The 23,566-nt window shown below is 67.7% G+C and carries 27 protein-coding genes; 12 read left to right on the top strand and 15 right to left on the bottom strand.

Features of this window, described 5'->3' with window-relative positions; all coding sequences use genetic code 11:
- Nucleotides 1-19: 19 nt before the first annotated feature.
- The 4 genes from ACFORO_RS09560 to ACFORO_RS09575 all read left to right on the top strand — a co-directional run bounded on the left by ACFORO_RS09560 (nt 20) and on the right by ACFORO_RS09575 (nt 3,730).
- The gene (locus tag ACFORO_RS09560; RefSeq protein ID WP_377872082.1) at nt 20-1,270 is read left to right on the top strand and encodes a sensor histidine kinase; all 1,251 of its coding nucleotides are present in this window, start codon (nt 20-22) and stop codon (nt 1,268-1,270) included.
- A gap of 42 nt (nt 1,271-1,312) precedes the next feature.
- A complete protein-coding gene (locus ACFORO_RS09565) occupies nt 1,313-1,969 on the top strand; it encodes a response regulator transcription factor (RefSeq protein ID WP_377872080.1) in 657 nt (218 codons plus the stop codon).
- Between the two features lie 62 nt (nt 1,970-2,031).
- Nucleotides 2,032-2,547 carry a hypothetical protein gene (locus tag ACFORO_RS09570; protein ID WP_377872079.1) on the top strand — a complete coding sequence of 172 codons (516 nt, stop codon included), beginning with the start codon at nt 2,032-2,034 and terminating at the stop codon, nt 2,545-2,547.
- Between the two features lie 46 nt (nt 2,548-2,593).
- On the top strand, nt 2,594-3,730 hold the full coding sequence (locus ACFORO_RS09575) for a PucR family transcriptional regulator (protein ID WP_377872077.1): 1,137 nt from the start codon (nt 2,594-2,596) through the stop codon (nt 3,728-3,730).
- Between the two features lie 41 nt (nt 3,731-3,771).
- Here the strand turns inward: ACFORO_RS09575 and ACFORO_RS09580 are convergent, their stop codons facing one another.
- The 3 genes from ACFORO_RS09580 to ACFORO_RS09590 form a co-directional block, all read right to left on the bottom strand.
- Nucleotides 3,772-4,257: a hypothetical protein gene (locus ACFORO_RS09580; protein WP_377872075.1), complete on the bottom strand. Its 486-nt coding sequence runs from the start codon at nt 4,255-4,257 to the stop codon at nt 3,772-3,774.
- Nucleotides 4,258-4,374: 117 nt separating this feature from the next.
- Entirely contained in the window at nt 4,375-5,949 is a 1,575-nt protein-coding gene (locus ACFORO_RS09585) for a multicopper oxidase family protein (protein WP_377872074.1), read from the bottom strand.
- Complete coding sequence (locus tag ACFORO_RS09590) at nt 5,946-6,335, bottom strand: hypothetical protein (RefSeq protein WP_354743845.1); 390 nt, start codon at nt 6,333-6,335, stop codon at nt 5,946-5,948. The genes ACFORO_RS09585 and ACFORO_RS09590 overlap by 4 nt, the downstream gene beginning before the upstream one ends.
- Before the next feature lie 107 nt (nt 6,336-6,442).
- On the opposite strand from ACFORO_RS09590, the gene ACFORO_RS09595 reads away from it, so the two are divergent.
- Nucleotides 6,443-7,318, top strand: a complete 876-nt coding sequence (locus ACFORO_RS09595) for a LysR family transcriptional regulator (RefSeq protein WP_377872073.1) — start codon at nt 6,443-6,445, stop codon at nt 7,316-7,318.
- A 258-nt stretch (nt 7,319-7,576) separates the two neighbouring features.
- On the opposite strand, the gene ACFORO_RS09600 is transcribed toward ACFORO_RS09595, so the two are convergent.
- A complete protein-coding gene (locus tag ACFORO_RS09600; RefSeq protein ID WP_377872072.1) occupies nt 7,577-7,819 on the bottom strand; it encodes a tryptophan 7-halogenase in 243 nt (80 codons plus the stop codon).
- 654 nt (nt 7,820-8,473) lie between these two features.
- Here ACFORO_RS09600 and ACFORO_RS09605 point away from each other — a divergent pair.
- Together ACFORO_RS09605 and ACFORO_RS09610 are read left to right on the top strand one after the other, a co-directional pair.
- Nucleotides 8,474-10,684: an MMPL family transporter gene (locus ACFORO_RS09605; RefSeq protein ID WP_377872071.1), complete on the top strand. Its 2,211-nt coding sequence runs from the start codon at nt 8,474-8,476 to the stop codon at nt 10,682-10,684.
- Nucleotides 10,685-10,779: 95 nt separating this feature from the next.
- On the top strand, nt 10,780-11,412 hold the full coding sequence (locus ACFORO_RS09610; protein ID WP_377872070.1) for an acyl carrier protein: 633 nt from the start codon (nt 10,780-10,782) through the stop codon (nt 11,410-11,412).
- On the opposite strand, the gene ACFORO_RS09615 is transcribed toward ACFORO_RS09610, so the two are convergent.
- The 5 genes from ACFORO_RS09615 to ACFORO_RS09635 all read right to left on the bottom strand — a co-directional run bounded on the left by ACFORO_RS09615 (nt 11,413) and on the right by ACFORO_RS09635 (nt 14,584).
- On the bottom strand, nt 11,413-12,144 hold the full coding sequence (locus ACFORO_RS09615; protein ID WP_377872069.1) for a sensor domain-containing protein: 732 nt from the start codon (nt 12,142-12,144) through the stop codon (nt 11,413-11,415).
- Nucleotides 12,141-12,374 (bottom strand): hypothetical protein, encoded by a 234-nt coding sequence (locus tag ACFORO_RS09620; RefSeq protein WP_377872068.1) that lies wholly within the window; start codon nt 12,372-12,374, stop codon nt 12,141-12,143. The genes ACFORO_RS09615 and ACFORO_RS09620 overlap by 4 nt, the downstream gene beginning before the upstream one ends.
- Nucleotides 12,371-12,691, bottom strand: coding sequence for an ArsR/SmtB family transcription factor (locus tag ACFORO_RS09625; protein ID WP_377872066.1), 321 nt, complete (start codon nt 12,689-12,691; stop codon nt 12,371-12,373). Before ACFORO_RS09625 ends, ACFORO_RS09620 begins: the two co-directional genes overlap by 4 nt.
- Nucleotides 12,692-12,995: 304 nt before the next feature.
- Nucleotides 12,996-13,529 (bottom strand): NAD(P)H-dependent oxidoreductase, encoded by a 534-nt coding sequence (locus ACFORO_RS09630; protein WP_377872064.1) that lies wholly within the window; start codon nt 13,527-13,529, stop codon nt 12,996-12,998.
- Nucleotides 13,526-14,584, bottom strand: coding sequence for an LLM class flavin-dependent oxidoreductase (locus tag ACFORO_RS09635; protein WP_377872063.1), 1,059 nt, complete (start codon nt 14,582-14,584; stop codon nt 13,526-13,528). Before ACFORO_RS09635 ends, ACFORO_RS09630 begins: the two co-directional genes overlap by 4 nt.
- A gap of 130 nt (nt 14,585-14,714) precedes the next feature.
- Here ACFORO_RS09635 and ACFORO_RS09640 point away from each other — a divergent pair, with 130 nt between their 5' ends.
- Together ACFORO_RS09640 and ACFORO_RS09645 are read left to right on the top strand one after the other, a co-directional pair.
- Nucleotides 14,715-15,155, top strand: coding sequence for a MarR family winged helix-turn-helix transcriptional regulator (locus tag ACFORO_RS09640; RefSeq protein ID WP_344271278.1), 441 nt, complete (start codon nt 14,715-14,717; stop codon nt 15,153-15,155).
- Nucleotides 15,156-15,262: 107 nt separating this feature from the next.
- Complete coding sequence (locus ACFORO_RS09645) at nt 15,263-16,198, top strand: helix-turn-helix transcriptional regulator (RefSeq protein ID WP_344271281.1); 936 nt, start codon at nt 15,263-15,265, stop codon at nt 16,196-16,198.
- On the opposite strand, the gene ACFORO_RS09650 is transcribed toward ACFORO_RS09645, so the two are convergent.
- The 3 genes from ACFORO_RS09650 to ACFORO_RS09660 all read right to left on the bottom strand — a co-directional run bounded on the left by ACFORO_RS09650 (nt 16,185) and on the right by ACFORO_RS09660 (nt 18,506).
- Nucleotides 16,185-16,967: a hypothetical protein gene (locus ACFORO_RS09650; protein ID WP_377872062.1), complete on the bottom strand. Its 783-nt coding sequence runs from the start codon at nt 16,965-16,967 to the stop codon at nt 16,185-16,187. The genes ACFORO_RS09645 and ACFORO_RS09650 overlap by 14 nt on opposite strands.
- A gap of 9 nt (nt 16,968-16,976) precedes the next feature.
- On the bottom strand, nt 16,977-17,660 hold the full coding sequence (locus ACFORO_RS09655) for a papain-like cysteine protease family protein (protein ID WP_377872061.1): 684 nt from the start codon (nt 17,658-17,660) through the stop codon (nt 16,977-16,979).
- Between the two features lie 252 nt (nt 17,661-17,912).
- A complete protein-coding gene (locus tag ACFORO_RS09660) occupies nt 17,913-18,506 on the bottom strand; it encodes a TetR/AcrR family transcriptional regulator (protein WP_377872060.1) in 594 nt (197 codons plus the stop codon).
- Between the two features lie 89 nt (nt 18,507-18,595).
- On the opposite strand from ACFORO_RS09660, the gene ACFORO_RS09665 reads away from it, so the two are divergent.
- Nucleotides 18,596-19,102: a DUF1453 domain-containing protein gene (locus tag ACFORO_RS09665; protein ID WP_377872059.1), complete on the top strand. Its 507-nt coding sequence runs from the start codon at nt 18,596-18,598 to the stop codon at nt 19,100-19,102.
- Nucleotides 19,103-19,106: 4 nt separating this feature from the next.
- Here ACFORO_RS09665 and ACFORO_RS09670 read toward each other — a convergent pair whose 3' ends face one another.
- A complete protein-coding gene (locus tag ACFORO_RS09670) occupies nt 19,107-20,000 on the bottom strand; it encodes a hypothetical protein (RefSeq protein ID WP_377872057.1) in 894 nt (297 codons plus the stop codon).
- A 60-nt stretch (nt 20,001-20,060) separates the two neighbouring features.
- A complete protein-coding gene (locus ACFORO_RS09675) occupies nt 20,061-21,269 on the bottom strand; it encodes a cytochrome P450 (RefSeq protein WP_377872056.1) in 1,209 nt (402 codons plus the stop codon).
- Nucleotides 21,270-21,362: 93 nt separating this feature from the next.
- Here ACFORO_RS09675 and ACFORO_RS09680 point away from each other — a divergent pair, with 93 nt between their 5' ends.
- Complete coding sequence (locus tag ACFORO_RS09680; RefSeq protein WP_377872055.1) at nt 21,363-22,160, top strand: thymidylate synthase; 798 nt, start codon at nt 21,363-21,365, stop codon at nt 22,158-22,160.
- Nucleotides 22,160-22,624, top strand: coding sequence for a dihydrofolate reductase (locus ACFORO_RS09685; RefSeq protein WP_377872054.1), 465 nt, complete (start codon nt 22,160-22,162; stop codon nt 22,622-22,624). Before ACFORO_RS09680 ends, ACFORO_RS09685 begins: the two co-directional genes overlap by 1 nt.
- Here ACFORO_RS09685 and ACFORO_RS09690 read toward each other — a convergent pair.
- Nucleotides 22,621-23,523, bottom strand: a complete 903-nt coding sequence (locus ACFORO_RS09690; protein WP_377872053.1) for a S66 peptidase family protein — start codon at nt 23,521-23,523, stop codon at nt 22,621-22,623. The two genes, ACFORO_RS09685 and ACFORO_RS09690, sit on opposite strands and share 4 nt — an antisense overlap.
- Nucleotides 23,524-23,566: the final 43 nt, after the last annotated feature.

Raw genomic sequence — 23,566 nt, forward strand, 5'->3', positions numbered from 1 at the left:
TCTTGTTTATCCTCTCCTTATGCCCGGATCCGACAGACTTGTCGGCAGCGACGACCTGGGAGGATCCTTGGCCGAGAAGAACGCCGACGCCCGCCGGGGGCCGCTGCGGCTGTCCGTGCGAACCCGGCTCACCGCGCTGTACGGCGGGTTCTTCCTGCTGGCCGGAATCGTGCTGGTAGTGGTGACCTACGTTGTCGTCAGCAACGAACTGCCCGTGCCCGCGCAGTATCTCGGCGACGGGGTCTCGCTGAGGCTCGGCCAGGCGATGTCCGCCGATGCGCTCCCTGCTGACGCCACTTTCAGCGCGATCCCGGCGGATACCGCGTCGGCGGAGCGGGTGGCCACGGCCGTGCTCACCGATTACCGCAGCTCGACAATGTCCACTTTGGTCCTCGCCTCGGCGATCGCACTGGTGGTGACGGCGGCGCTGGCGTTGCTGTTCGGCTGGTTCATGGCCGGACGCGCACTGCGGCCGCTGCACACCATCACCTCGACCGCGCGACGGCTCGAAGCCGGGAAGCTCGATCAGCGAATCAAACTCGACGGCCCGCGCGACGAATTGAAGGAACTCGCCGATACTTTCGACAGCATGCTGGACCGCCTCGCCGGTTCTTTCGACAGCCAGAAACGGTTTGTGGCCAACGCTTCGCACGAGTTGCGCACGCCGCTCGCGGTGCAGCGCACGCTGATCGAGGTCGCTTTGGAAAACCCCGATGCCGGTCCGGTGCTGACCAAACTGGGTGCGCATTTGCTGCGGACCAACGAACGCAGCGAGCGACTGATCGAGGGACTGCTGGTGCTCGCGCGCAGCGACCGCGGCCTCAGCGCTCGGGCACCGGTGCGGCTGGACAAAGTGGTCCGCTCGGTCGTGAAGCTCACTGCCGCACAGGCGAAGGAGGCCGGCGTAACGGTGGAAACCCGGCTGCGCGCGCGGACGGTGATCGGCGATGCGGTGCTGCTCGAACGGTTGGTGCTGAATCTGGTGAGCAATGCGATCAGCTACAACGTTCCGGACGGGTGGGTGGCGGTGACGATTGGTGCGACGCCCGCGTTGAGCGTGCGCAACTCCGGGTCCAATGTGGACGAAACCGCCGTGTCGGGCTTGTTCGAGCCGTTCCGGCGCGGGAAGCCGGATCGGACTGGTGCGGCGGATCACTCGGGGCTGGGGTTGTCGATCGTGCGTTCCGTCGCCCGCGCGCACGACGGGGACGTGTCGGCGCGAGCCAATCCGAACGGCGGGCTGACCGTCGACGTGCACCTGCCCGCCTGATCCTTATCTTCCCTTTATCGCCATTCCGGGCATGATGATCGAATGCGGGTACTGATTGTCGAGGACGAGCCGCTCCTGGCGGATTCGATCGCCGAGGGGCTGCGGCGCCATTCGATCGCGGTGGACGTCTGCTACGACGGCGGCGAAGCGCTCGAACGGGTCGCCGTGCACGCCTACGACGTCGTCGTTCTGGACCGGGACCTGCCGACCGTCCACGGCGACGAGGTGTGCGCGGCGATCGTCGACGCGGGAGGCGAGACCCGGGTCCTCATGCTCACCTCCGCCGCCGACGTCACCGATCGCATCGACGGTCTGAACCTCGGCGCGGACGACTACCTGACCAAGCCGTTCGTATTCGCGGAGCTGGTCGCTCGGGTGCACGCGCTGGCTCGCCGCGCGCGCCCGGCGTTGCCGCCGGTGTTGAAGGCGGCTGGGCTGGTGCTGGATCTGCCCCGGCATCAGGCGTCCCGCGACGGCCGGTTCTTGCCGTTGTCTCCCAAGGAGTTCGCGGTCCTGGAGGTCCTGATGCGTGCGGACGGGACGGTGGTGAGTGCGGAACAGTTGCTCGAGAAGGCGTGGGACGAGCACGCCGATCCGTTCACGAACACAGTGCGGGTCACGGTGATGACGTTGCGGCGGAAGCTCGGGTTGCCGCCGGTGATCGAGACGGTCGCGGGGGCCGGGTACCGGCTGGCCTGATTCGGGACCGGTCCCGCCCGAGCTGGCCTAGCTTGACCGCCTCGGTGGCGGAGGAGGGTCTGGTGACGGAGCGGACTGGGCGGATACCGGCTGGGGTGCTGCTCGCGATCGGATTCGCGGTGCTGCTGGCTGTGCGTGAGGCGGTGTTCCTGATCTGGCCCTTCGGCAGCGTGCCTTCCGTCTCCCCGGGCAGCCGATGGGACGCGGCCGACGCGCTGTCGCTGACCACGGGATTCGTGCCGACCGAAGACGGGACCCTGTCGATCAGCATGCTGGGCGGCCTGGTCAGCCAGGTCTTCTGCGGGGTCTGCTGCCTGGCCGGCGCGATGCTGCTGGCGTTGCGCAACCCGCTCGGCCGGACGTTCGTTCTTCTCGGCGCGGGCAGCAGGCTGGTGGTCGTCGTGGTCGCCTTCGTCGTCGCGTCCGTCCGGGTGGACGGCGGCCGGGTGCTCGACGCGTGGGGCGTGGACCCGATTCTCGTCTTGTTCTTCCTCCTCTTCCTGGACTGGCTGCTGCCGTTGCTGGCGTGCGCCTTCGCGACCGGCCGCCGCGTCAGGTTGTGGGTGTGGACCAAGTAGTTCAGCCGCTATGCTGGGCGCACCTCGCCGTCAGGAAACCGTCGCCATGCGTAGCGGAGAAACCCGGGCTGTTCTGGAACGGCTGCTGCCCCGCGTGCTGACCGGGGTGCGGAACGAGTTGAACGCCACGATGGCCGGGCACGGTCCGGGGGCGCTCGCGCTGGTCCCGCGCTCGATCGAACTCATCCGGTTCGGCGCGGATCTCGCCTTCGATTGTGCGCGGTCGGACCAGATTGTCGATCCGGAAGCCCTTTCCCCGTACGAAAAGTTCGGGCACGTCGTGGCCGACGGAGGGTTTTCCGCGGAGTCGCTGCGGCTCGGCGTCACCACCAGCTACACCGCCGCGATGCGGATCGCGCTCGCCGAAGCGTCGGTGACCGACCGGGCCACGCTGATGCCGTTGGTGATGTGGTCGGCTCAGCTGGGTCCGCTGGCCGAGGCTGCCGAACTGGGCGCGTTCTTCGACTGGCATCAGCAACGAGCGGAAACCGGTCGCTACCGCGAACAGGTGATCCGCGGCCTGCTGAGCGGTTCGGCCGCCGGAGCGGGCTCGCGGGCTCCGGCGCACCTGATCGCTTTGGTGTCGCCCGCGGATCCGCGCGGCGACCTCTCCGGCAAGCTGGACCGGCTTGAGCAAACACTGCTCGAAAGCGGCGCATTGGTGGTGGCGCGCAAGAATTTCGTCATCCTGCTGCATCCCTTGCCCGTGGTCGACGGGCCGGGGATCCGGGTGCCGGAACACTCGTCGGTCCCGGCTCTCGGCGCGCTCGGCCCCGGCGTCCAGGTGGTGGTGGCGAAGGGAAACACGAAGGAACTTCCCGCTGCCTTCCGGGAAGCGGTGACAGTCTGGCGGCTGGTGCGCAGCCGGGGTTATCCGGCCGGTTTCTACGACTTGTCGCATGTGCTGGCGGATCGGCTGGTTTCGGGCGATCCGGACCTCGCGACGCGGTTGTCCGGCACAGTCGCGCCGCTGACCGATTCGCCGGTGCTCGTGGACACCTTGCGCGGCTGGGTGCTCGGCAACGCCGACCGGCGGCGAGTGGCCGCTATGCTGCACATTCACCCCAACACTCTCGACCGCAGGCTCCGGCAGATCGAGCAGCGCACCGGGCTGTCGGTGAACGGCTATCACGATCTGCATGTGCTGCATTTGGCTCTCGCCGCGCTGTCCGCGCGTCAGTGACGCCGAGTGCCGCGGCCGTCGGCACTCGACGCCCAACCCGGTCAGGGACGGAAGAACCCGCTGGCGTAATTGCACGTCACCTGCACCGAATTGTTCCGGGTGCAGTTTCCGCCCGCGGAGCTGGCGATGGTCACGATGCCGCCGGTGCGGTTGGCGATCGTGGCCGACGCCAGCGCTTCCACCGGGATGCCCTTCGGGACCGACACGGACTTGTTGCCGGGCGAGGTGGTGAACAGCAGCTGGGTGAACGCGCTGGGATTGGTGCCGAAGGCCAGCGTGCTGAACCCGGTGACCAACCGGGAGGACAGGGAGATTTGGGCGGGAGCGGAACAAAAGACGCCGAGCGACCAGAACACGTTCGGCGGCGAACCGGGGAATTCGGAGAACTTCACCTGCAGCGGACCGGAATTGCACGTCACCGAATTCGCCGCCGGTTTTGGCGAGGCCGTCGCGGCGGTCTGACCGGTCAGGGCCAGCGCCGCGGACAGGCCGAGCGCAGCACCGGCCAGTCGGGCTGGGGAGTTCATTGCCGCACCTCCAGAATCGAAGAGGAAACCGTTGCGGTCAGCGTAGGAAGGCTGCCGCGCCGGGTCACGGTGACGGGAGCACCCAGCCGGAGAGGTTCGTGGTGACCGCGCCACCTCCTAGACGGTCTTGAACGTGGCCATCATCCCCATGTCCTCGTGTTCGGCGTTGTGGCAGTGGAACATGTACCGCCCGCGATAGCCGTCGAACCGGGCGATCACCTCGACCGCTTCGCCGGGCTGAAGGTCCACAGTGTCCTTTCGGCCTGCGTCGTGTGGGGCGGGATCCTTGCCGCCGCGGGAAAGCACCTGGAAGTGCACCAGGTGCAGGTGGATCGGATGGTGCAGATCCGCGACAAACCGCCAGATCTCGACGTCGCCGAGTTTCGGCTGTGCGGCGATCCGCGTCGGAGTGAAAGCTTCGCCGCCGATAGTCCAGCCGTGCCTGCCGTTGAACTGTCCACTTCGGAACGCGAACTCGCGGGTCACTGTCGCTTGTGCACGGTCAAGTCGATCCACTTCGGACAGTCGCGCCGGGATTCGGCTGTCGTCCTTAGCTCGGCGGACCACGCGGAAGCGCATGACCTGCGCGGTAGTCTCGGTGCCGAGCCGGTTCACCAACGTGACCTCGGTACCGACCGGATAGGCGCCGAAATCGACCACCGTGTCGTACCGTTCGGCAGGCGCGATCGGCAGATGTTCGTGGCCGCGCGGGGCGTCGAGCAAGCCCTGATCCGAGCCGATTTGCGTGAACGCGGGTCCGCTCGGGGGCGGCGGGTCGAGCGCGAGGTCGTAGCGGCGGGCGTTGGAACCGTTGAGGAAGCGCAGCCGATACCGGGTCGCCGACACTTCCGCGACCGGCCACGGTGCGCCGTTCACGAGCAGCACGTCGCCGAGAACCCCTGCGGCATAAGCATCTTCGACGCCGGGCACAGTCCGCAAAGAAGGGTCGAGCGACGGGTACCGCATCGATCCGTCTTCGGCGAACGCGCGGTCGGTGATCATCAGCGGGATTTCCCGTTCGCCGCGCGGCAGCGGCAGGGCGTCTTCCTCGGCGTCGCGCACGATGTGCAGTCCGGCGAGCCCGCGATACACCGCGGGGCCGGTGAAATCCATCCGATGGTCGTGATACCAGAGCATCGCGGCTTTTTGCCGCAACGGATACGTGTACTCGCGAGTGCCGGTGGTGACGACGGCGTCCGGATCGGCCATCCCCGAATGGCCGTGCCCGGCGCCGGCGAGGTACCGGCCGTCGGCGGGCAGGACGAGGTCGGTGGCGTATCCGTCGGACTCCGGCGGGGTGCGTCCGCCGTGCAGGTGCACGACCGTCGGGACCGGAAGTTCGTTGCGGTGCCGGACGATCGTGGTCCGGCCGCTGCGGGATTCGATCGTCGGTCCGGGGAAAGTGCCTTGATAGCCCCAAATCGGCGTGCGCAGACCGGGCAGGATCTCCGCGGTGCCCGCCCGCTGGACGATCTCGTACCGGTCGGCACCACCGTCGCGGGATACCGGCTTCAGCACTGGTGGCAGCGGCAACGGCACCTGAAACGGTTGCGGCAGCGGCACTTCGCTGGTCAGCAACTCCCCGGTAGCGGCAGCGGGCCGCAACAACCGCGGGGCGACGAACCCGGCAGTGAGCAGCGCACCGGCACCGCCCGCCAGTCCGAGAAACCGGCGTCGCGACATCCCGCTCATCGCCGCGCCCCGGTCCGCCAGATGCCGAACAGCGTCCCGAGCGCGATCGCGACCAGCGCGACGCCGAGCGGAATGTGCAGGTCAAGGGCACCGGCCAGGCCCGCGAAGTACTGCGCGGTCTCGCCGCCTGCCAGCAGCAGGCTCGCCCAGAACGGCCACTGGACGCCGCCGCGCCACCAGTACAGCGCGGCAGGCACGAGCTGCGCCAGCGCGATCGTCGACACGATGTTCGCGCCGAGTTCGTGCAGCGCCAGCATGCCGTAATCGCCGATCAGATACCGTCCGGCGAACACCGGCTGACCCAGGATCGCGACGGCGTGGAGCGTCGCGAAAACCCGCATCACCACCAGCAACGTCCGCCCGCGTGTGAGGGCCGTTTCGGCCACTGTTCCCCCTTGTGCGCGTGAATCTTCCCCCGGACAGACGCTAAGCTGAATTTCTCATGCCGTCCAAGACCAGATACGGCATATACTCATGACCTCGGAGCTATGAGATGGACCTGCTGCAACTGCGCTACTTCCAGGCGGTCGCCTACCGCGGCCACCTCAGCCAGGCGGCGGCCGAACTGCACATCGCGCAGCCGTCGCTGAGCCGGGCGATCGCGCGGCTGGAAGCGGATCTCGGCGTGCCGCTGTTCGAACGCGCCGGGCGGGGCCTGCGGCTCAACCACTTCGGCACCACGTTCCTGCGCCGCGTCGACCGGGCCCTGCGCGAACTCGACGACGCCCGCCAGGAACTGGTCGACCTGGCCGGCGTGGACCACGGCCGGGTCGCCGTAGCGTCGGAAACCCTGCTCACGCTCACCGGCCTGATGAGCGCCTTCCGCGCGGAGTACCCCGGCATCGAGCTGCGGCTGTACCAATCCTCGGCGGAAACCATGGCGCAGCAACTGTGCGCGGGCGAGGTCGATCTGTGCTTCGCCTCGCAGCCGCTGCGGCAACCCGGTCTGCAGGCGCGGGAACTGCTGCGCGAGGAGGTGATTCTCGCCGTGCCCAGCACGCACCGCCTCGCGCGGCGCAAACGGGTGCGGATGGCGGACCTCGCGAACGAGCCCATGGTGACCACCCGCCCCGGCTACTGGCCGCGCACCCTCGCCGACCGCCTCTTCGCCGAAGCCGGGCTGGAACCGAACTACTCCTGCGAGAGCGACGAACCCGGCGCGACCGGCCAGCTGATCGCGAGCGGGCTGGGGATCGGTTTGGTGCCGGAGGTGGCCCGACGAGCCGCCAAGGACGAGGCGGCCGTCGGGTTGGAGCTGGATGCTCCGGGTTGTTATCGGACGTTGACGGTGGTGCAGCGGGCGGACACGTATGTTTCCGCGGCGGCACAACGGTTAACGGAGTTCGCGACGGCTTACTTCACGGGCTGAGCCGTCGCTGGTCCACAGCCCAGCCTCCGTCGCCCCGGCTCATGGTCTTGACTGATCGCCCACGACGGCCGTCTTCGTACGTATGTCGGCCGTGACGGCGGTGACCCCGCTGGGGAATTCCGCCATGAGGGAACGGAATCCTTCGGCCGAGGAGGTGCCGGCGTGCTCTCTTGCGCGCACCGGCTCATTTCCCATGCCGCTGGCGCAGGTATTCATAGGTGCTGGGCAGAGTGTTCACGGGCTCGGAGCTCTGCCGTTTCAGGTCGGCGAAGGCCGTCTCGACAGCCTCCGGCCGGTACGCCAGGGAGGGCAAACTTTCTCCATGAAATCGTCAGCGAGTTCGAGTTCCTTGCAGGCGCGCCAGAACGGAGTGTCATTGCGGGGCGCGAAGCTGAAGTGGCCCTGGGCGAAGTCCCGGGTGTCGTCGAACATCGATTCGATCTCGGCGTTGAACCGCTTGGCCAGAACTGGTCCGAAGTTCTTGTCCGGGAAGTGTTTCACCAGCTGGTAGAGCCGTGCAGGTGAAGTAGATGCCGGTCGACCGGAACGGATGAAAGGCGTTCTCGTTGTGGAACGAGAGCGCCAAAGATCCTTCGTTCCCCTGGGATTGCTCGTTTCCGCAGGCGGGAACTACGTCGTGGACCAACGCGCGAGCCGCTCTCCGGAGGAGTGTTCGGTAGTTTTTCCTCGTCGACCGGAAAGGATCTGATGAGGAATACTCCTTCTCGGCCGGAGTCCCGGTGGAACCGGGGTAGCTGCTTTCGCGGTGCGGCGGGCATGTCGTGCCAGGTGTCGGCCGCCTTCTTCAGTCATTCTCCGGAATTTATTGAATCGACCGACGAGGTCAGGTCTCGGGCAATACGGTCGAAAGATTTTGCTTCTACGTCGGAAAAGGTTGTCGCGGTGGAAGTGATTGGCTGGAAATCGGCATGGTCGGACCTCTCCTTTGGCTGGCTCGCGGGTGGCATTCCCCCCTGGCGAGCGTATGGACGGAGAGGGGGGAGGTCAGGACGTTAGACCAGGCCTGAAACTCGCTGTCCGGGTAGCTCCTGTAGGAGATCGTCGCAGATTTCAGTTGACGCTTTAGTCTTCCATCTGTCATCGTAAACTTACATGTGGATGACCAGGGGTTTCGTCAGGGAAGTGAGAAGGGGGATGGCGACCGTGCATAGACGGACGTTCACCGTGCGGGCCGCGAGGTGGAGCGCGACGCACCCGTGGCGGGCGATCATCGGCTGGGTCGTGTTCGTGGCATTGTGTTTCGCGGCCGGCAGCATGATCGGCACACACAGCGCCACCAGCGCCGACTTCCGCGTCGGCGAGGCCGGGAAGATGGAGCAGATCGCCGACGACGGCGGTCTCAATCCGGTCGCGGTCGAGAACGTGCTGATCACCTCGAACCGGGGGCCGCTCGACCGCACTGCCGCGGACGCGGCTGCCGCCCAGGTGACCGATCGGATGCGCGTACTGCCGGAAGTCGCTACGGTCGCACCGCCCCAGGCGGCCCCGGACGGGACGGCCGTCATGGTGAAGGTGACCATGAAGGGCGACCAGCGGGACGCGTCTCTCCACGTCGAACCGCTGCTCGCCCAGACCGCGGAGGTGCAGAAGGCGAATCCCGCGCTGCGGGTCGAGGAGACTGGGAAGGGCTCCACCGGCAAGGGGCTCAACGACCAGCGCGGCTCCGACCTCGCGTTGTCGGAGGCGATCACCCTGCCGGTGACGCTCGTGATCCTGCTGCTGGTGTTCGGTTCGGTGCTGGTGGCGGGCGTGCCGGTGCTGCTGGCGATCACGTCGATCGCCGGTGCCACCGGCCTTTACGGCGTGGTCTCGCACATTTTCCCGGATGCCGGGGTCGGCGCTCAGGTCATCTTGATGATGGGCATGGCTGTCGGCGTGGACTACGCGCTGTTCTACCTCAAACGAGAACGCGAGGAACGCGAGGCGTCCGGAGGGCGGATCACTGCCGAACGTGCGATCGAACTGGCCGCGGCCACGTCCGGCCGCGCCGTGGTGATGTCCGGATTCGCCGTCATCGCCTCGACCGCTTGCCTGTTCTTCGCCGACGACGTGATCTTCTCGTCGCTGGCCGCCGGCACTGTCATCGTCATCCTGGTCGCGATGGTCAGCTCGCTGACCGTGCTGCCCGCGGTGCTCGCCAAACTCGGGACCAGGGTCGACCGCCGGCTGCGTTGGCGCCGCAAGCGCGACCGGGCAGGCGAGCAGCACCGCCTGTGGACTGCGTTGCTGCGGCCCGCGATGCGCCGCCCCGGGCTGACCTTGCTCCTGTCGGTGGGCGGCATGCTGCTGCTGTCGCTGCCCGCGCTGGGAATGAAGCTCGGCGTGCCAGGCGATGACACTTACTCCCGGAGCATTCCCTCGCTGCAGGTGGCCGACCGGGTGAACCAGGCGTTCCCGAGCGAGCGCGCGACCAACTCGATCGCCGTCCACTCCGGTACCGCGACACACGAGCAAATCCAGAGCTCGCTGGCAGGCCTTGCTTCGTCGGTGCGGGACAACCCGTTGTTCGCGGGCAATGACAACCCGAACATCGCGGTGTCCGCGGACGGCAAGACCGGCACGCTCTACCTCGGCACGCCGTACAACGTCAGCAGCCCGCAAGCGACAGCGGCTCTGCACCAGTTGCGCGGGCAGTTCGTGCCGGCGGCGTTCGCCGGGTTGCCCGGGGCGCAGTACGCGGTATCCGGGGACGTCGCGCAGAACGAGGACTACGTCCGGCACCAGGACGAGCAATTGCCCTGGGTGCTCGGCTTCGTTCTGCTGGTGTCGTTCTTGATGACCTTGGTGGCGTTCCGTTCGATCGTGATCGCGTTCATCGGCACCGTGCTGACGATGCTGTCGGCGACCGCGGCCTTCGGTCTGCTGGTCCTGGTGTTCCAGGGCCATTGGGCGGAAAATCTGCTCGGATTCGAATCGGTGGGCTTCATCGGATCCCGGGTGCCGTTGTTCCTCGTGGTGATCCTTTTCGGCCTGTCGATGGACTACCAGATCTTCGTCGTCAGCCGGATCCGAGAAGCAGTGCTCGCCGGAGTGCCGACACGACAGGCGGTTTCGCGCGGCATTGTCGGCTCGGCCAGCGTGGTCACCAGCGCCGCGGTTGTCATGGTCTCGGTCTTCGTGAGTTTCGTGCTGCTGCACCTGCTGGAACTCAAACAGACCGGTTTCGCGCTGGCCACCGGAGTCCTGCTGGACGCGGTGGTCGTCCGGATCCTCATCCTGCCTTCGCTGCTCGCGTTGCTCGGCCGGGCCAGCTGGTGGCCTTCCCGCGCCACGCGTGCGGCGCGGGAGCCGCAGCGGCCCGTCGATCCGCACCCGCAAGTCCGGATGGACCAGCCGAGCCGGTAACCCCTGCCGTGCGGGTATGGGAAAGAGATAGCCGTCGTTGAGAGGTTGGGCCAGGAACCGGGACCGCTGAGCCAGTCCCTGGTTGGAGACCTGCGATGACGACCACGAGCTCGGCCGTGGATACGGACGAGACGCGCCGTGCCAAGATCAAGGAAATCGTCTGCGAGATCTTGGAAATCGATCCGGGCGAAATGACCGGAACCAGCCTGTTCAAAGAGGACCACGGTGCGGACTTGATGGGAGCCATCGAAATCCTGTCCTCTCTCGAGCGCACTCTCGGCGTCGACATCGACCAGAACGAGCTTGCGCGAATGGTGAACCTGGACAGCGTCGTGGCTGTCGTCGAAGAGGCGAGGAAGGCCCAGCAGCGGCCCGAACCGGCCGGCGTCAACCATGGGGAGCTGAAGGTGCCCGAGCACCGAGCACCGCGCGAGGTCGTGATCACCGGCCTCGGCATGGTCACCGGCATCGGCATCGGAGTCGAGGACTTCGCCGCCGGACTGAGAAACGGACGCAGCGGCGTCCGATCACGTCCGTCGAGACGGCGGGATACGCGCACGCCAACGGCTGCGAGATCACCGGCTTCGATCCGTCTGGCTGGATCGAGAACATCGATCCGGCGGGCATCGGGCGGGCGAGACAGTTCTCGGCCGCCGTTCGTGCACAGTGTGCTGAGCCATGAGGACATGCTCACGGCCGAAGCTGACGAGGTGCTGACCGGAAGCTGACTACTGGTCTGTCATCGCGGGCAGCGGTCCCGGTTCGGCCAGCATGCGCCGGGCCGCGGCGAGCGGGTCCGCGGGTTTTCCGAGCATTGCGCGGGCGATCTTGAGATGCAGTTTGGCGGTGCCGATGACCAGATACACAGTCGCCGTCGAGAGCAGAAAAGCGCCTGCGGCGACAAGCAATGCGCTGGCCAGATCGCCGATCCACACACCATCGGAGCCGTTGCCGATCAGGCCGTGCGCGGTGTTGCCGCCGGCCGTGTGCTGCGGGACCGCCCAGTACCACAGCGGAACGGTGATCAGGCCGATCGAGGTGAGCCAGATCAGCAGCGAGGCGCTGTCCAGCAGCAGGAGAACCGGGTAGAGCAGGATGAGATAAACGCAGTCGCGCAGGGTCGCCGGATCGGTCCACCGGGTCTTCATCTGCGTGAAGACGCCGGTGCCGTGGACGATCCGGTAGTGCCCCTCGATGCGAGGGGCGACAAGGGAGGTCCGGGCGCGTTCGATTTCCGCGCAGCCGCGGACGATTCCGGCCGCGCCGACCAGCAGCGGCAGGCCGAGCCAGGTGATGTTCGCGGCGTAGGCGACGACCACCACGACTGTCGCCCCGCAGAACAGGAACGTGCCCACCGGCAGATAGCTGAGCAGGTAGGCAGTGGCCGTCCACGGGCTGGCCGAAAAGAGGGTGCGGAACGGATTGCGGTGCGTTCGCAACCGGTCCGCCGCCGCGGTCACCCCACGCTCCGGAGGAGCTTCTCGACCTCCGACAGCCTGTCGTCGAGCTGCGTCAGCCGGGTTTCGATCGCCTGCTGGTTGGCGATCGCCTGCTGCGCGAGTTTGCGATACCCGGCCAGTGCCACCGCGTCGGCCCGGTGTCTTTGCAACCGGAAGTAAGACACCACGCTCGCGGTGACTCCCCCGATGGACACCAGCACGATGGCGAGGGCTGTCAACCCGCCGCTCATGTGCTCACCCCCTTCACCTCGTCCGATCCTTCCGGCATTCCGCTGTTCTGTTCGTCCTCGGCCAACGCGGCGACGATGGTGTCCACGTCGAGGGTCAGCTCGAAGGGCGTGATCTCGAAGTACTTCATCGCTTTGCCGTCTTCGGACAGTTCGAGACTGCCGGTGACGAGGGCGGCCTTCTGCAGACGTTCGAGATGCATGTAGAGCAGCGGGCGGGACAGCTCGAGCCGACGGGCCAGCTCGCTGACGTGCACGCGGCCCTTCGCCAGCTCCGCGATGATGCGCAGCCGCTGGGTGTGCCCGATCGCCGCGAGCACGGTGAGGAGCTCTTCGCTGGTCAGGTTCCACCCCCTCGTTCAAGCTGTCAGTCTAGACTGACAGGTGAAAAGTATCAGTGTCAAATTGGCCAGGGCCTGCGGATTGCCGCAGGTGGACAGTACGCGACGGCGTTCGCGGACTGTGTGCTGCAGGGGTGGCTGCATCCGGCGGCTCGGGGGAAATGTTCAGTTGTCGGCTATGAGCGGTTGACATGCGACCGCGAACTGCCCATGCCGAACGGCGGAGGAACGGCTGCAGGCTCCTGATCGTGGTGCTGCCGTTCCTGACCGCCGGGAACTCAACTCAGGCCGTCGCCGGAAGGAACCGGATCGCGGACTCGACCGCGATCTGGATTCTCCCGTGCACGCGCGGGTTCAACAGCACAGTTCCGTCGAAGTCCCCGCTGGAAGCGAAGATCCCGACCGGCAGCGTCAGGGCTTGGAAGAACCCGAACAACGGTCGCAGCGCGTGTTCCAGCACCAGTGCATGGTGATCACCGCCGCCGGTCGCGGCCAGCAGGACGGGTTTGTCGACCAGCGCGTACTGCTCGACGAGATCGAAGAACTGCTTGAACATCCCGGGATACGAGCCGCGGAACACCGGAGTTGCCGCGATCAGCAGGTCGGCTTCTTCCGCACTCCGCAACGCAGCCTCGACCTTCGGCGGCGCGTCCGAGCGTTCACTGGTTCCGCCGAGCCCCAGCCGGTAAACGTCGATCCGGGATGCCTCAAGCGGGACCAAGCCACCGAGGGTTTCCAGGATGACGTCCACCAGCCCCACAGTTTTGGACGGCTGGCTCGGGCTCCCGTTCACGACCGCCACTCGCAGCCCGCTCACGACGCGATCTCCCGTCGTGCGACCGGGGCGACCTCGGTGCCCAGCCGTTCAATCGCTTCGAGGTGGGTCTTCTGCGGCATCCCGCCGAAACCGAGCTGGACCAAAACCCGGTCGAGGCCGTAAAACTCGTGGTAGGCGAGCAGTTTCTCGATCAGTTCCGCCGAACTCCCGACCAACAGTCCTGACCCGGGCGAGGCCTGTGCGTCGAAGGCGGACCGGGACAGCAGCATTCCTTCGCCGCGCTGGTGGTTGTTCTCCAGCATGCCCTGCGCGAAGTACGGATACATGGTCTCGCGCGCTTCCTGGCTGGTGCGCCCGACATATCCGTGCACGTTGATGCTGATCGACGCCGGATCGTGCCCGGCCTCCCGCGCCGCCTGCCGGTAGAGCGCGGCGGTCTGTTCGTGCTGTGTCAACGGTCCCAGCAGCAACGCCATCGCCATCGGCAGTCCGCGCCGTCCGGTGCTGACCGCCGAGGCCGCGGACCCGCCGACGCCCACCCAGATCGGCAAGCCGTCGGCACGCGGCGCGATGTCGGCGTCATCGAGTGCCGCACGGAACTTTCCCTTCCAGGTCAACGGATTCTGCTCGCGGATCGCCAGCAGGAGGTCGAGCTTCTCGCGGAAGAGGTCGGCGTAATCGGCGAGGTCGTAGCCGAAGAGCGGGAAAGACTCGGTGTACGAGCCGCGGCCCGCGATGATCTCGGCGCGGCCCGCGGACAGCAGGTCAAGCGTCGCGAACTGCTCCCACACCCGCACCGGGTCCTCGGAACTCAGCACGGTCACCGCGCTGGTCAGCCGGATCCGCTTGGTGCGCTCGGCCGCCGCGGCGAGCAGGATCGTGGGCGCGGACCCGACGAAGTCGGTGCGGTGGTGTTCGCCGACGCCGAAGACGTCCAGTCCCACCTGGTCAGCGAGTTGTGCCTGCTCGATCGTCTCGCGCGCTCGCTGCCGCGGCGAGGGGAGCGCCCCGGAAACCGGGTCCTTGGTGAGTTCCCCGAAGGTCAGGATGCCGATTTCGAACGGCCGCGCTTCAGCGGTCTGCAGTTCAGTCATGGCCGACTCCTTTCGAGTGCCCGTCCGCGCAAAGCGGCCGAGTCTGCCGGAATTAACCTGTCTGCGCAGACAACTATTTCCGGAGATGGCCGTGATCACCCGTTTGCCAGGTCCGGGCTACCGTGTCGCCATGGCGAGCGACGGGCTGCGAGACCTGGAACAGGAGGCGTGGAGCGGGTTCCTCTTCACGCACGAGCGGCTGTGGCGCGCGCTGGCGGACGGGCTCGCGCCGCTGAACGTGAGCATGGCGGAGTACAGCGTGCTGGCCCTGTTGGCCGAAGCCGGCGACGCGGGCATGCGGATGACCGACCTCGCGCAGCGCCGCCTGATGTCCACCGGCGGCTTCACCCGGCTGGCTGACCGCCTCGTCAGCCGCGGCCTGATCGAACGCCGCCAATCGGCGGTAGACGCCCGCAGCTTCGACGCCGTTTTGACCGCGCAGGGCCGCGCGCTGATCCGCAAAGCCCGCCGCCGGCACCACGAAGACCTGCGGACGCTGTTCTTCGACCGGCTGGACGACGAGCAGCTGCGCCTTCTGGCGGGCATCTGGCGGACCCTCGAGGACGGCTGAGCCTCCCCAAGCCGGGGGAAATGTCCGATTCTCGACCATGGACGGTTGTTGCCCGGTCACGAACTGCTCATGCTGAACAGCTATTCGGCACGAGCAGGGGAAGCCAGATGCAGCAGCAGAGCTTGGCGGTCCGGTGGTCGTCGCGAACAGTCCGGTCCGGTCCGTTCCACCGCGCGTTGTCCGAGGCCGTCGACCGGCGCGGGCTGTCCCTTTCGCGGCTTCGCGCGCACCTTGCCGCGCACGGGGTTTCAGTCGCCGAGTCCACGCTGAGTTACTGGCAGCGCGGCCTGCGCAGTCCGTCCGCGCCGCGGTCGCTCGACGTCGTGCGCGCTCTGGAGTCGGTGCTGAACCTCCCGCCGGACAGCCTGGTCGTGCTGATCGGGCCGCACCGGACCGCCGACGCCGATCGCAGGCCGTCGTTGCCGGAACTCCAGCAGAGCTGGGCGGAAACGTTCGCGCTGCGCGACGAGTTGAGCGGAACGCCGGGCGTCGAGGAGAACGCGGACCTCGACGTCGCGACGGTCGTCGACGTGCTGACCCTCGGCGCGCAGGGCCGGACCGAGGAGATCACGTCGACCATGGTGGTGCGGGCCCGAAGATCCGGGCCGGACAGTTTCCTGGTCACGCACCAGGACGAGGAAGGCAGCGACGTCACCGCGACGGAGATCATCGCGGTCGACGGCTGCCGGGTCGGGCGGGTGCGGCGCAGCATGCGGTCGGCGGGGATGGTGTTCGAGGTCCTCTTCGACCGCGGCCTCGCCGAGGGGGAGACGCACACGTTCGGGTTCACGCTGCGTCCCTCCGCCTCGGTCCGGCCGGGGAGTTTCCACCGGGTCGTGCGCTCCCGCATGTCGGCGTACCTGCTGCGGCTGCGCTTCGACCCGGCCGCGCTGCCCGCGCGCTGCCTGCGGACTGTCCGGCCGAGGGAAGACCTGGAGCTGCTGGTCCGCGAGCCGCTGTTCTGCGGGCCGGGGAACACGGTCAGCGCCTACTTCGAGGAACTCGGCGTGGGCATCGCCGGGGTCGATCTCATTTGGGACTGATCCGGCGTTTCGTCCAGCGCCACAACAGGAACGCGCCTGCCGCCGCCACCGCGGAACCGAACACGATCAGCCCGACGGTCAGCGAACCGGCCGGTCCGGTGTCGCGCTGGAGGGTCTGCTTGAACCCGATGCCGCCGCCGCGCTGGTAATCGGAACCGGGCAGTTTGTCGGCGTAGCGGGAGTGCACCTGCTGCTCGTAGTCGGCGATCGGAGTGAACTGGCCGACCGGCGACTGGGGAAGGCTGGCCTGCAGGAGCACGACGCCGTCGCGGCCGAGGTCGTACCAGCCGTTGATCTGCGGTTCGTTCAGCAGCACCGAATCCGGGCGCAGCCGGGCGCTGAGCGTCTCCTCGTCGTTGCCGGACAACACGTTCCCGACCGACCAGCCGGTCGGCGCGGAGCGGTCGGGCGCGGCGCGGAGGGTGGCTTTCGCGCCGGTGGCCGCGGTGGCCGTCACCGCGATCGCCCGCAGCACCCCGGCCGGGGCGCCCGGCTTCGCCGCGACGAAATCGGGATTGAGCGTGTAGACCGGGATTCCCCGGTGCCCGACCGTGATCCGGCCGGGCTCGCCGTGGCCGACCTGCCGGAAGTTCGACGTGGCGAAACTGATCGCGCGTGCCGTTTCCGCGGCTTTGACCGCGGCCGCGACGTCCTGCTCCGACGGCGGCGCGACCCACGAGGCCCCGGCGGCCTCGGCGGGACCGGCGGACAGGAGCGCCGCGACCGCGATCGCCGCGCCGGCGGCGAACTTCCGGCAGATCTCACCCATGGCGGCTCGTCAGCCCTTCTTGATGTTGACGATGGTGTCGTTCCAGTTGAACTGGGCGTTGCTCTGGTACTGGGTGTAGTCCCAGGTCTGGTAACGCTCGTAGCTCGGCCACGGGTCGCCGACCATGATCGAGTTGTTCGTGTTGTCGTATCCGTAGATCACCTCGGCGTGCCCGCCGCCGGAGGTCCAGTAGATGCCGGTCAGGTTCAGGATTCCGGAGTTGACCTGGTTCTGGACCGAGTCGTAGCTGATCGGCCCGTTCGCGCTCTGCGCGGAGAACCCGGTGCCCTGGAAGCCCTGCACGATTTCCGAGATCTGGCCGCCTTCGTTCGGGCAGTACCCGGACTGGGTGCCCTTGCCCGCCGCGCAGAAATCGGCCTGCGAGGCGGTGCCGCCCTGGGACTGCTCGATGCTGGAGCCGTCCGCGGCCCAGCACCACTGGTCGTTTTCCTGCACCTGCTGGTTGTACGAGAGCTGCTTCGAAGCGGGCAGCGCGGCGCGGTTCAGGTGTGCGCCGAGCGGCTGGACTTCGACCACCTTGGTGTGCGTGGCGGTCTTGATGAGGCCGTTCGGCTGGCCCGCGTCGTTGGTCGACTGGGCCAGCGCGGTGCCCGGCAGCAGCGCCACGGCAAGCGCGGCTGCCCCGGTCGCCACCGTAATCCGGACAGTCCGCCGGGTGGGTCGGTAATCCATCGAATCTCCTTGTGCCAGACGGGGAAGGGAGCTTGCCGGGGTGACCCGGCCGAGCATCACTGTGTTCTCGCCCACTCCCGCAGAGCAACGGCTCCGGCACGCCGTGTGAGTGTTCACATCCGGTTCCGCGGGGAAACGACTGGCACCGCCGCGGTTTCGCTCATCGCGGCGACAGGTAATTCGCAATATTCACAGCACGTTCACAACCGATGAATCGCGCCGGTGGGACTTTGGTCCACAAGGGACCCGGGGTTACGGCAGGCTGCGCCGCAGTGCGTCCCGGAGCAATTCCGGGGGCGTCGATTCCGGGTACAGCACCGCTTGCATGGTCAGTCCGTCGAGCAACGCGGAAAGCCGGACCGCCTCGACGGTCAGGTCCAGTTCCTCGGGGAGCCTGCCGAGCGCGACGGCCTCGCGCAGGATCCGGGTGATCAGGTCGCGCAGGTACTGGTGCTGGGCGTCGGCACTTGCGCGGAACGCTGGCCGGGTGCGGGCGGCGACGGTGAACGCCAGCCACGCGACGGCCTCGTCCCGGCGGTCGTCGTCGAGCGGGAGGAATTCGGCGAGCAGGTCTTCGACCAGTGTCCGGCGATCGGTGTCGGCTGCGAGGAGCCGGTCCGCGCGGACCGCGACGCGCTCGCCGATCCGGCGGCCGAGCTGGTCCATGGTGAAGATCATCATCGCCTCGTGATCGGCGAAGTAATGCCGGATCGACCCGATCGCGAGGCCTGCTTCCTTGGCCACGTTGCCGAGCGTCGCGGCCTCGACGCCGCCGCGGCGGACCACCCGGACCACGGCTTCGCTGACGGCCGTCCGCCGGTCTTCCGGCACCACGATCTTCGGCATGGTTGCGTTTATAGCACGGTGGTGCCACGATGGATTTAGCATGAGCGTGCCAAAACGGCCGCTGCGTTGTCTGGGGCAGGGGGTCCGCGATGAGCGGGTGGGTGCTCGTGAGCTTGATCGTCGGCGTCGTGGTGATGCTGGTGTTCCGGATGCTCGGGGAGCCGTTGAACTGGCGCGACACGGTCGCGCCGCCGGTGGTGCTGATCGCGATCGGCGTCGCGGGGGTGGTCGGGTTCACGGGGCTGACCAGCACTGACGTGTGGTGGATCGTCGGCAGCTGCGTGGTCGGTCTCGCCTTCGGGGCGGCGCGCGGGGCGACGATCCGGCTATACGCAAAGAAGGGCGAGCTGTGGCAGCGCTACCGCAAGTCGAGCCTCGCGCTGTTCGTGCTCGGCGTGGCCGTGTCGCTCGGATTCACTGTGCTGGCAGTGAAATTCGGCATGCACGAACAGGCGAGGCCGTATCAGCTCGCGATCGGCGTCAGCTTCGCGGGCGAAGCTCTGGTGCTGATCCCGCGCGGGCTGCGGTCGGACGTACCGTTCGCCAAGGACAAGGAACGGCCGTGGGACAAGTGGCTGCAGTCCCGGGTTCGCTGACGGCTCAGGACAATTCGGCCTGCCGTCGCCGCAGCTCGTCGATGACCTGGTCGAACACGGCGCGGTGGGCTTCGAGCCGATCGAGCGTCAGGCTGATCGACTCCCGCACCTGCTCGACGTCCTCGGCGGCGATCTCGACGTGGTCCGCCCGTATGGCGGTGGTCGTCCCGACGGTCAGCGGACGGTCGACGCGGGGGAGGAGGTGTCCTTGCGGTTCCCGGTCGAGCCAGGACGCCATGTCCCGCATCTCGTCCTCGAGCCGCACGGTCCACGACTGCCGCCGCCGCTCCTCCCGTCCCGGATCGCGGCGTTCCCATCCCGCGACGACCATGTCCTCGATGGCGCCGGCCGCGGCGCGGCACGCGACTTCCAAGCGGGGCAATGGATCCAGGCCGACCGTCGAGATCTCCTCCAGGATCGGTTCGCCTGCGGTCCACACCCCGTCGACGGTGTGGGTTTCGGCGACGTCGTGCGCGGTGGCGAGCAGGGCGCTGATCGCCTCGCGCACCTTCGCCACGTCGGCCGGGTCCAGGTCTTCGTCGCCTAGGCGGTGCGGTGATCCGGTGCGCGGCGGGCGTTCCCCGGCCGGCCAGGAACGTTTCCCGCCGCGCCGCCGGTAGTGCTGCTGCATCGCCTGTTTGGACCGGTTGCCGTACTCCGCCCCCAGCTGTTCCCAGGTCCAGCCGCGGTCGAGGACCGATTCGATCAGCGTGACCTCGGCCCGGTCCAGGTCGCCGCGGACGTCCGGGACCAGGTGCAACGCGCCCGCCGCGTCCTCGGCGCTGAGCTCTTCGCCGGGCTGGCGTCCGGATCTCGCCGTGCGCACCAGTTCGTCGAGGAAGGGGTTTCGGCGTTGCCGGAAGTAGCGGTCGGCCATTTCCCGTACGGAGTCTGCCATGGTTGTCAACGTATACGTTGACGTGCGCACGCGTCAACTGACCTGTTGACGCGTGCGGTTTCACCAGGTCACGGGCAGCTCGTGGACGCCGTAGATGTTCATGCCGGTTCGCAGCGGAATCTCCTCCGGCGGGACCGCCAGCGCGAGTGTCGGGAAGCGGCGCAGCAGTCCGGCGAATCCGGCGCGCATTTCGATCCGGGCGAGCTGCTGGCCGAGGCATTGGTGCACGCCGTGGCCGAACGACAAATGCGTGCGCGCATTCCGCTCGACATCGAGGTCGTCGCCGTCGGGAAAATGCGAAGGATCGCGATTGGCGGCCGCCATCGAAATGAGCACGGTCGATCCCTTGCTGATCTTTTCGCCGCCGAGTTCGAGGTCTTCGACCGCGTACCGGAAGAGGACGTCGACCACCGTCAGATAGCGCAGCAGTTCCTCGACCGCGCCGGGGATCAGGTCCGGATCGTCGCGCAGAGCGGTCAGCTGCTCCGGGTTCTCCAGCAACGCGAAAGTGCCGAGCGCCAGCATGTTCGCCGTGGTCTCGTGCCCGGCGAGCAGCAGCAGGAACCCGATCCCGACGAGTTCCTCGACGCTGAGGTCGTCGTCGCGGGCCAGGTCGGACAGGATGTCGGAGCCGGGGTCCGCGCGCTTGTCGACCGCCAGCTTCCCGAGGTAGGACGTGATCGCTGTCCAGGCGGCCGTCTTGTCCGCGATGCTCTGGTCCCGGACCATCATCTGCGAGGAATTCTTCTGGAACATCTCCCGGTCGGAATACGGGACGCCGAGCAGTTCGCAGATCACCAGCGACGGTACCGGAAGCGCGAATTCCTGCACCAGATCGACTGGCTTCGGGCATTCGGCGAGGTGCTCGACCTGTGCCCGCGCGATTTCGGTGATGCGCTCCTCGAGCCGTTTCATCCGGTTGACGGTGAACGTGCCGGTGAGCTTCCTGCGCAGCCTGGTCTGGTCCGGCGGGTCCATCGTGATGAACAAGCCGGGCACCTGCGGCGACGGTTCGAACTCTTCCTGCGCTTCCGGCATGCTCGGCGTTTCATACGGCACGTGCACCGGGCCGAGGTCCTGGCGCGAGCTGAACCGCGGGTCGGCGAGCGCCTGGCGGACCGCGTCGTAGCCGGTGACCAGCCAGCCGTCGTGCCCGTCCGGGAACTTCAGCGGGCTCACCGGCCGGGACTCCCGCAGCCGGGTGATGGCGGACGGCGGGGCGAACGGGCCTGCGTCGCGCTCGAGCGGCAGGCCGGGTGGGCGTGTCATCGGAAATCCCCCTCTGGGTGGTGGTGCGACCAGCGTCACCGCCGCGGCTGATATCCGGCTGACACGGCGCTGTCTCGACTACCATCCGCACCCATGCCGGACACGCAGTACGAAGACCTGCTTCAGCACGTGCTCGACACGGGAGCCAAGAAGGGGGATCGCACCGGTACGGGCACCCGGTCGATTTTCGGGCACCAGCTGCGCTACCGGCTGGCCGACGGATTCCCGCTGATCACCACGAAAAAAGTGCACTTCCGCTCGATCGCGTACGAACTGCTGTGGTTCCTGCGCGGCGACTCGAACGTGAACTGGCTGCGTGACCAGGGCGTCACGATCTGGGACGAATGGGCGGCCGAGGACGGCGACCTCGGCCCGGTGTACGGCGTCCAGTGGCGGTCCTGGCCGACGCCCGACGGCGGTCACGTCGACCAGATCAGCGACGTGCTCCGCACCCTGCGCGAGAACCCGGATTCGCGGCGGATCATCGTGTCGGCGTGGAATGTCGCGGACATCCCGCAGATGGCGCTCCCGCCGTGCCACGCGTTCTTCCAGTTCTACGTGGCCAACGGTGAGCTGTCCTGCCAGCTCTATCAGCGCAGCGCGGACCTGTTCCTCGGCGTCCCGTTCAACATCGCGAGCTACGCGCTCCTGACGCACATGATCGCCGACCAGGTCGGCCTGCGCGTCGGCGATTTCGTCTGGACCGGGGGCGACTGCCACATCTACGACAACCACGTCGACCAGGTCCGCAAGCAGCTTTCCCGAGACGCGCGGCCGTTCCCGTCGCTGAGCCTGAAACCGGCGGAAAGCCTGTTCGACTACCGCTACGAGGACATCTCGCTGGAGGGCTACGACCCGCACCCCGGCATCAAGGCTCGGGTGGCCGTCTGATGATCGGACTCATCTGGGCACAGTCGTCGAACCGCGTCATCGGCCGTGACAACGCGTTGCCGTGGCACATCCCGGAGGACATGAAGCACTTCCGCACGGTGACCGCGGGCGCGACCGTGCTCATGGGACGGCGCACGTGGGAGTCGCTGCCGGAACGCTTCCGGCCGCTGCCGGGACGGCGCAACCTGGTGGTGTCCCGCACGCCGCAGGACGGCGTGGAGACGTTCCCCAGCCTGGAGCAAGCGTTTGCGGCAGCCGCCGACGAGGATGTGTGGGTGATGGGCGGCGCGCGGATTTACCAGGAGTCGCTGCCGTTCGCCGACCGGATCGAGGTGACCGAACTCCGCGAGTCCTTCGAGGGCGACGTCTACGCGCCGGAGATCGGCCGGGAGCCGGACACCGTCGGGGAGTGGCAGGAGTCGAAGAACGGGCTGCACTACCGGCACCTGAGCTGGGGTTCCTAGCGGACCGCGGGCCCGACGGTGAGCGTGTCCGCGTCGAGCGTCGCGACCGGCCCGAGCGGCACTGACAACGGGGCGGTGCCGTGGCCGACGTCGATGCCGCCGAGCACCGGGACGCCCAGCGCGCCGAGCCGGTCGCGCAGCACGTCGAGCACGGTCCAGCCGCGGTCGGCGTAGTCCTCGAACCCGGGGAACCGGCCGAGCGCGACCCCGCGCAAACCGCGCAGCGAACCGGACCGCATGAGGTGCGTCAGCTGCCGGTCGACCTGGCCCAGCCCGATCGCGCGCGGGGCTTCGAGGAACAGGATCGCGCCGTCGAGGCTGGGCAGTCCGGCACCGATGAACCCGATGATCGTGCCGAGATGGCCGCCGACGAGGTTCCCGGTGGCCGTCCCGGGAAACGAGACCGCTGCGGTGAGCGAGTTCGGGTCCCGGTGCAGCGTCGTGGGTTCGGGCTCGAACAACAGCCGCCGGGTCGATTCGGCGGAGCGCGCGCCGGCGAGGAAGCCGTGGATCCCGGCGATCCGGCAGTGCCGCCACAACGCGAGATGCAGGTTGGTGATGTCGCTGAACCCCATGAGCGGCTTGGGATCCGCGCGCACGGCCGCGAAATCGATCCCGTCGGCGATCCGGTACGCCCCGGCCCCGCCGCGAGTCGCGATGACCGCGCGCACGCCGGGGTCGCGGTAGGCGTCGTTGAGGTCGGCCAACCGGTCCTCGTCGCGTCCCGCGAGGTAGCCGTGCCGGTCGAGGGCGTGTTTGCCGACTTCGACGGTCAGGCCCCAGTTTTCCAGCGTACGCACGGATTCCGCGAGCATTTCGTCAGTTGGCCAGCTCGCCGGGGAGACGAGCCGTACCCGGTCTCCGCGTTGAAGCCGGGGCGGCAGCACGACGTCGGTCACCTGATCACTTTCGCAGATTGTGCGCGGTAGCGGTCACTGGATG

It is taken from the genome of Amycolatopsis halotolerans, assembly GCF_042647905.1.
Classification (GTDB): Bacteria; Actinomycetota; Actinomycetes; order Mycobacteriales; family Pseudonocardiaceae; genus Amycolatopsis; species Amycolatopsis halotolerans.